General features: G+C 40.0%; 11 protein-coding genes. 2 read left to right on the plus strand and 9 right to left on the minus strand.

Features of this window, described 5'->3' with window-relative positions; translation table 11 throughout:
• The first annotated feature begins 101 nt into the window (after positions 1–101).
• Complete coding sequence (locus tag CXF78_RS08915; protein WP_257984873.1) at positions 102–554, plus strand: NO-inducible flavohemoprotein; 453 nt, start codon at positions 102–104, stop codon at positions 552–554.
• A gap of 145 nt (positions 555–699) precedes the next feature.
• Here the strand turns inward: CXF78_RS08915 and CXF78_RS08920 are convergent, their stop codons facing one another.
• The 9 genes from CXF78_RS08920 to CXF78_RS08960 form a co-directional block, all read right to left on the minus strand.
• Positions 700–1,857 (minus strand): PP2C family protein-serine/threonine phosphatase, encoded by a 1,158-nt coding sequence (locus CXF78_RS08920; protein ID WP_011639115.1) that lies wholly within the window; start codon positions 1,855–1,857, stop codon positions 700–702.
• 9 nt (positions 1,858–1,866) lie between these two features.
• Complete coding sequence (locus tag CXF78_RS08925; protein ID WP_011639116.1) at positions 1,867–2,442, minus strand: MlaC/ttg2D family ABC transporter substrate-binding protein; 576 nt, start codon at positions 2,440–2,442, stop codon at positions 1,867–1,869.
• Positions 2,442–2,891, minus strand: coding sequence for an outer membrane lipid asymmetry maintenance protein MlaD (gene mlaD / locus CXF78_RS08930; RefSeq protein WP_102036554.1), 450 nt, complete (start codon positions 2,889–2,891; stop codon positions 2,442–2,444). Before mlaD ends, CXF78_RS08925 begins: the two co-directional genes overlap by 1 nt.
• Positions 2,892–2,903: 12 nt before the next feature.
• Complete coding sequence (locus CXF78_RS08935) at positions 2,904–3,698, minus strand: MlaE family ABC transporter permease (RefSeq protein ID WP_011639118.1); 795 nt, start codon at positions 3,696–3,698, stop codon at positions 2,904–2,906.
• On the minus strand, positions 3,698–4,495 hold the full coding sequence (locus CXF78_RS08940) for an ABC transporter ATP-binding protein (RefSeq protein WP_059747783.1): 798 nt from the start codon (positions 4,493–4,495) through the stop codon (positions 3,698–3,700). The genes CXF78_RS08935 and CXF78_RS08940 overlap by 1 nt, the downstream gene beginning before the upstream one ends.
• Complete coding sequence (locus tag CXF78_RS08945) at positions 4,488–4,817, minus strand: STAS domain-containing protein (RefSeq protein WP_011639120.1); 330 nt, start codon at positions 4,815–4,817, stop codon at positions 4,488–4,490. Before CXF78_RS08945 ends, CXF78_RS08940 begins: the two co-directional genes overlap by 8 nt.
• Before the next feature lie 6 nt (positions 4,818–4,823).
• Positions 4,824–5,225, minus strand: coding sequence for an ATP-binding protein (locus CXF78_RS08950; RefSeq protein ID WP_102036555.1), 402 nt, complete (start codon positions 5,223–5,225; stop codon positions 4,824–4,826).
• 3 nt (positions 5,226–5,228) lie between these two features.
• A complete protein-coding gene (locus tag CXF78_RS08955) occupies positions 5,229–6,026 on the minus strand; it encodes an MlaA family lipoprotein (RefSeq protein WP_102036556.1) in 798 nt (265 codons plus the stop codon).
• Between the two features lie 275 nt (positions 6,027–6,301).
• Positions 6,302–6,520, minus strand: a complete 219-nt coding sequence (locus CXF78_RS08960) for a DUF6500 family protein (RefSeq protein WP_102036557.1) — start codon at positions 6,518–6,520, stop codon at positions 6,302–6,304.
• A 317-nt stretch (positions 6,521–6,837) separates the two neighbouring features.
• On the opposite strand from CXF78_RS08960, the gene CXF78_RS08965 reads away from it, so the two are divergent.
• Positions 6,838–7,584 (plus strand): phosphatase, encoded by a 747-nt coding sequence (locus tag CXF78_RS08965; RefSeq protein ID WP_102036558.1) that lies wholly within the window; start codon positions 6,838–6,840, stop codon positions 7,582–7,584.
• Positions 7,585–7,675: the final 91 nt, after the last annotated feature.

A 7,675-nucleotide genomic window follows, 5' to 3' on the forward strand; every position in this document is an offset into this window, starting at 1 on the left:
TCTGACTCTACAGGCAAGATTATTTAAGAATTAGCGTCAAGCGTGAACCTAATGGTGTGGTATCAAATCACTTACATAACAACATTCAGCTAGGTGATAAAGTGAAACTACGTGCCCCAAGTGGCGATTTCACTTTACGCAAAAATACCAAACCGCTAATTTTACTCACTGGCGGTGTCGGCATTACTCCTGCGATTAGTATGCTCAATACTGAAGCAGGTTCTGGACGTGATATTCGCTTTATTCATGCGGCCATTAATAGTGATGTCCATGCGTTTAAACACCATGTAGATCAACTTGCCTCAACACATGACCACATAAAGCCTTTGTATGTTTACAGCCAGCCAGAACAACATTGCCAGCCTCATGCCACTGGGTTCATTGACACATCATTGATTGCAGAGCAGCTACCAGCAGACCGCGATGTAGAATTCTATCTGCTTGGCCCTACTGGTTTTATGAAAGCAGCATTGGCCATTGCCACCAGCTTAGGTGTACCAGCAAGCCAAATTCATTATGAATTCTTCGGTCCAGCTGAATCGTTAACAGCTTAATAGCCCAACAAACCAGTGAGATAAAAAAGCCCTGAGCGTTAACTCAGGGCTTTTTAGCTATTGATGAAAACGATTAAACCTTTGAATTAGAACGGGATATCGTCATCCCAATCTTCTCTTCTCAATAATTTAATACTCAATTAGCTTAAATAAACTGGATTGCGCACATGGTCAAATCATCCTGGAATTCAGAAAAACCACAAAACTTTTTCATTTTCTGCTCAAGAAATTCCAGCATAGCCTCGGGTTCGTCAGGTGCTGCGCTGATGGCTTTTTCTAAGCGATCGAAACCAAATAATTCTTTGTGAGCATTTTGTGTTTCGATGACCACATCGGTATACACAAACAAGATATCACCCACATCAACACTGACTCGGTAAGTATCCCAGTTTTGCTCACGCAACACCCCAATAGGAATACCGCCTTGATCTAGGGCAACCAGCCTGTTGGCTTTTTTCAAATAGGCATGAGGATGACCTGCATTAGCATAAACCAGTTCTTTTTCGTTGAAATTATAACGTAATACTGTGGCGGTTAAAAAACTGCCGCGTGGCTTTTTAGTGAAGAAATGCTGATTGATATAATTAAGTACTTCAGAAGAACTACTGCTTAAATCTTTCGGTTCAAAGGTGCGTAAGATAGCATCTATCATTGCCGTTTCTACAGCAGCAGCAGGGCCATGGCCCGATACGTCGGCAATAATCATTCCGATATCGCCTTGGGCTTCAGGGCGAGTTTTGCCAAGATCGACAATGTCTAAATAATCGCCGCCAGCACCTTTCATCGCTTTATAGGTGTAAGCCATTTTGACAGAACTGAGTTCGATATTCTTGTCTGGCAACATCAACTGTTGTAAGCGTGAAATTTCCTCTATCTCGTCGCGGATCCACACTTGGGCAGCATTAAGTTGCGATGAGGCTTCGGAAAACTGAAAACTTTTTAACTGATACAAAAGCTTAAAATACAACGAGCTAACATGCTGAGATTCAGTTCCTTCAGGTAAATCGAGCAGAATGATACAGTCAAACAAGCTCGATTCTTTACCAAAAGGCAATGCCCAGCACACTTTACCATCGTCATTTAATGGCAAAATTTCTGCAATACTGTGTTGAAACGACAATGCTTGAAATTGTTGATAGAGCCTACTGTAATGCTCATCGCACAAGGATGAAAAATTACAACTAACTTGGCCGTTTTTTTTAATTAAGTAATAATGGAACTCACTTAATGTGACCGCCAAATTGGTTTTAAACCATAATGTTTCATCAATAATGCTGTTAGCTAGCGCTCTGTCTATGTTCAAGGGAAAACCTTACGTTTGGGCTAATTTAGCAGCAAGGGCTTCATTCAAACCAGAGACACCGCTTTTTTTCAAAGTACTTTTATAGTCGTTACTAAATGTACGGATCATCGACAAACCTTCAGCAACAAAATCGTAAATTTTCCACTCATTATTACGCTGATAAAGCTGATACGAAACCGGAATAATATTTTCCTTGGTATGAATTTCGGTATCTACCGATGCATAAACCTTTTTCTTAATGGTTTCATTGGTGTAATCAACCGTTTGATTATCATATTGTTCTAGTAGCACAATATAGGTATCAACTAATACGCCTTTTAATAACACCATAAATTGGCGTTTTTCGGTATCACTTGCCTGTCTCCAATACTTACCTAACACCCGTTGTGCAGAGGCTTGTATGTCAACATGCTTTTCAATCACATCACTGAGTGATTGCTTTTTCTGTTCAACTGACAAGGTACTATCTGATGCGATACTAATGATATCTGTCACACCTAATTTAACGCGTTCTGTCGGTTCTTGTACCGCAAAAGCTACAGACGGCATCACTAACATCATGATTAAAAAAATTATTGATTTCATTATTTATCCTGACTAAACATATACTTGCTTATTAACTCTTCTATGCTGATTGATGATTCTGTTTCTATAAACTCTTCACCATCTGCCATGTTTACTTCTGAACCACCGGTAGATATTTTAACAAATCTGTCGCCGATAATACCAGATGTCCGAATGGAGGCTATCGAATCATCAGGCACAGTAATCTCATTATCTAATGATATTTTAACGACTGATTCATACGCTTGAGGGTCGTAATTAATCGATTGAATTAATCCAACGCGTACACCGGACATTTCGACAAAAGCACCTTCTTTTAAACCTGAAGAATTTTCAAATTTAGCGACTAAGGTGTAGTTACCACTATTAGAAACCGATGCTCCACCAATGGTAATTGACATAAATACCAAGGCCCCAATCCCGAATAACACAAACAGGCCGACGAGAAAATTGACGTAATTGTTTTTCATTGATACCTCTAGTTATAGCGCTAACGAGCTAACGATATAGTCACTAAACAACATAATAATTGCACTCATTACCACCGCCTGAGTGGTGCCATTGCTGACGCCTTCTGCGCCCATGTTTTTTTGATTTAGGTGTAAATAAAAGCCGTAATACAAAGGTATCCACATAATAAACAAACCAAATACTAGTGACTTTATTTGACCAACCAGCACATCTTTAAAGCTAATCGTATCCATTACACCTTGAATATACGCACCAGGACTTTCTCCTTGAATGTGAACTCCAACGATATAACCACCGCCAATGCCCACCAAGTCAAACACGGCCGTTAGCATAGGCACACAAAACAACGCCGCTAATAGCCTTGGCAACATCACATAGCGGTAACTGTTAATCGCCATGCAATCAAGCGCATCAAATTGTTGCTCGTTACGCATAATACCAATTTCTGAACAGGTGGCAGAGCCAACTCGTGCAATCACCATTAATGCCGTCATCACCGGGCCTAATTCTTTAATCAAGCTCAAGGCAACTGCCGAACCCAATAAATCCACTGAACCGAAGCGCACTAAGGTATCGTAAAACTGCAGTGCTACGACCATACCGGTAAAAAGTGCGGCAACAATAATGACAATTAAAGACCGATTACCAATAAAGTATATCTGCTTAATCACTTGCTTAAATGACACCAGCCCAGTGAATAAGCTGCTGACGATACGCAGTAAAAACAATGTAGCTAAACCGATACTATCAATATTTTTACGCGTTGCAGCACCCAAATTACTGACTGAATTAAATAAGGCATTCATTAGTTTTTATCCTTATTTAATAAACGATTAAAATAAACCTCACCATCGTCTCTTTGTGTATTAGGTTGACGGTTGATCATGTTTTGAATCCGTTCATCTGGCGAGTTTCGAATCTCATCTACGGTGCCATTAGCCACCACTTCACCAGCAAACAATACCACCACACGATCGGCAATTTTAAATACACTTTCAAGCTCATGAGTCACCACTACTATGGTCATGTTCATGGCATCTCTTAAGGTGAGAATAAGCTCATCAAGTTCAACGGCGGTAGTGGGATCAAGCCCTGCAGAAGGTTCATCAAAAAACAGTAATTTAGGGTCCATAATAACGGCCCTAGCCAGTCCAGCTCGTTTGAGCATACCACCTGATAATTCCGAAGGCATAAGATGGCCTGTACCTGCCATGTTCATTAATTCAAGCTTCATCCGCACCATAATATCAATGGTTTGGGTATCCAACGAAGTGTTGTGCTCTAAAGGTAGCCTGACATTGTCTGCCACCGTCAGTGAACTCAGTAGTGCGCCACCTTGAAAAGCCACGCCCATTTTTTTGCGTAAGTTACGTAATTGCTTATTTTTGGCCGTAAAAATATTCACACCATCAATCATGATAGTGCCTGACGTAGGGGTTTTAAGCCCAAGCATATGGTTAAGCAAGGTACTTTTACCAGAACCAGATCCGCCCATCACCACCAGAATTTCGCCGGGGTTGACCTCTAAATTGACGTCTTTGAGTACATGAGTGTCGCCATATTGGGCAAACAAATGCTCTACTGTAATAATAGGCTTAACCATTATTACTCACAGCACTTACTGAATCAGCTAAGTTAAACACCGTGTTTAAACGGGTTAGTTGCAGTACTTGAAGCGGTGAACCGTTGGCACCAACGATATGAAATTCAGTGTCATTTTCTCTGGCTTCATTGAAGGCTTCAACCAGTGAAGCCATGCCTGAACTATCAATATATTGCAGGTGGGTGAAGTCGACAATGATATTATTTTTACTCTTAATTAATTTTATGATGTCGAGTTTGATACTGCGAGAGTTGCTCAGATCGACCTCGCCATAAAGCTTAACTACTTGGTAATTGTTATGTGTCTCAATTTCAATATTCATTTAATATCACTCAAATTTAACCGTCAGTTCTAGCCAGTTACCTTTGCCTTTATGTGGGATAAGTCTTACTTTTTCAGCCACATAATGAATAAGACAAAGGCCTAACCCACCTGGTTTACATAAATTATTTTCTGCCGGTGTTAATTGCTTGTCAGTAATCTGCGAACACACATCTTTAATCACAAATAGCGCATGCTCATCATCACTGCTGACCACGATTTCGATACAGCCCTTTTTCGACATGTGATAACCATGACGAATAACATTGGCGCAAGCCTCATCAACGGCTAATACGATTTGATTGACTTTACCTTCGCTAAAAGGAAAATCGCAGCATGCATCTACCACAAATTCGCGAATATTTTTTAATTCACTCGTACAAGATGAAAACGTTTTGATGTTTGACATTGGCTAGTCCGTTATCTCCAAATCAGTGTTGTGGTCTAATTTGTCGTCTGCAGGTGCGTCATTTAATAGCTCATCATCTAATAGTTCGTCATCAAACTCTAGATCAAATTCGTCAGATTCAGTCTCATCTACTTTACCGTCATTAACCAAGTGAGCATCTCGCTGCATATAGACATCTTTAACATAGCCATAAGGATCTAACGACCCGTCTAATATAGGTTCATATTGCTTAAATTCAATCCGACTGTCTAAACCTTCCAGCACAAACTTTCCGGCCCTTTGTTCAAACGACAGAATAGATAAAGGATAAACAAACACATCAACAAAATCGCCAACGGTATTACGTGCAGTACTGGCACCATAAACAGGCCACATAATGAAAGGTCCGTTGCCAACACCCCAAACACCAAAGGTTTGCGCAAATGTTTCTTCTTTTTTCATTAATCCCATATCGGTAGCTGGATCAAAAAGCCCCACAAGGCCGATTGTCGTGTTGACCACAAAACGTAAAACACTGCTACCGCTGTCGGTAACTTTCCATTGTAAGAGGTTATTTACTGCGTAAAGAGGTTCACTTAGATTGGATAGCAGATTTGTCACACCATGTCGGATCGGCTGAGGGATGGTTTCATAGCCTTCAGCTGCTGGTTTTAAAGCATATTTGTCCATAACCTGGTAATTAAAGTCCCAGCTTTTTCGATTAACCGCTTCGAAAGGATCACCCGGTGTTGAGGTGCTAGCACAGCCGCTAAAAAAAAGTAAAGTGGCACCAATAACTAACAATCGACCAATTATTCCCACTCATTCCTCCGGCTTTTTTCAAAAAATATATGCTAAAAATATCGGTATTAAACACGACATTTAGTATCGTTAACATCACTCAAGAGTGAAAATATAACATTAAAACGGTCAAAACTATTAGCACAATTTTGATTGATCGTTCAAAAATGAATTATACCATCACTCCATCGACCAAATGGACTATTTTATATCGCTAGGAATCGTTTAACCTATGTATCGGTTACTTATTGAATATTGGTCAAAATTGCTCTGTTGCGAATAATTTCATCCGGCTTTTACAAGTCATTTTGAATCATTTGTTTAATTTTGTGAGCCTTCACAAAATGATCCAATTGGTGTGTTTGAATCCACCATGTCGCTGCTTCCATCAATAATTGAGGATTATCATTTTTGTTGGCAAAAAATGCATAAAATGACAAACCGACGTTATCACCTTTAGCCGCGATTTTCTTGTCACACACTTCAATAATTTTCGATCTTAGTTCCGCTCTCATTATATCCTCAATCACTCGAAATTAATTTACTTAAAATGGCCTGCATCTTGTTAGTTTTTTGATGTGCAGATAGCGTTACGTTTAACACATCATTCAATAACAACCAAAACACTAGCCATAAATACTATGCTAAAAAGTCATCGCCTCTGAACAATAAAAAACCGTTAAAGCATCGTTATACTTGTCAGCTAAACATTAAAATAACGTGTCACTTAGTGAAGAGCTTTACTATTTTAGTTGGAGAGATCATAGAGAACACTCTAGTAACGGAGTAGACTTGATGCCTACTGTTTTTGATTCAGAGAACGAGACTTGCCATGAAATTCCTTGTTGATATTCACGCGCATACTATAGCGTCAACTCACGCTTATAGTACCTTCCATGATTACCTTGGTGTTGCGAAAGCCAAAGGTATTAAGTTATTCGCCATTACCGATCATGGCCCAGATATGGCTGATGCGCCCCATTTTTGGCACTTTGTAAATATGAGAGTGTTACCTAGAATTGTTGACGGTGTCGGCGTGCTGCGCGGCATTGAAGCGAATATCAAAAATGAACATGGCGAGATTGATTTTTTTGGTGATTATTTAAAAGAGCTCGATATTGTGTTGGCAGGTTTCCATGAACCCGTTTTCCCACCATCGACTAAAGAGGCTCACACTACAGCACTTATTAACTGTATTGAAAGTGGTAATGTCGACATTATTACTCACCCAGGCAACCCTGCTTATCCAATTGATATTAAGCGCGTCGCCGCTGCCGCTGCCAAACATAACGTGGCGCTAGAGATAAATAACTCCTCTTTTTTGACGTCCAGAAAAGGCAGTACATGCAACTGTATTGAAATAGCCAATGCAGTAAAAGCAGCAGGTGGATTGCTCGTTATGGGTTCTGACTCACACGTTGCTTTTAGCTTAGGCGAGTTTGAAAAAGCTATTGAGGTGATTGAGACAGTGGAATTTCCAATTGAACGCTTACTGAACCGAAGCCCTGAAGCGTTGTTGAGCTTTCTGACGGCAAGAGGTCATAAGTCACTTGATGAATATTCAGCTTTAATCGAATAAACATTTTATATCTCAAAACTGCCACCGTGAAATTTGGAACATAAAAATACGGTCGGCAGACAGCTGAATTATTACCCTAACTTCCCTAGTA

Origin of the sequence: Shewanella sp. 11B5 (assembly GCF_002836795.1) — a bacterium.
Classification (GTDB): Bacteria; Pseudomonadota; Gammaproteobacteria; order Enterobacterales; family Shewanellaceae; genus Shewanella; species Shewanella frigidimarina.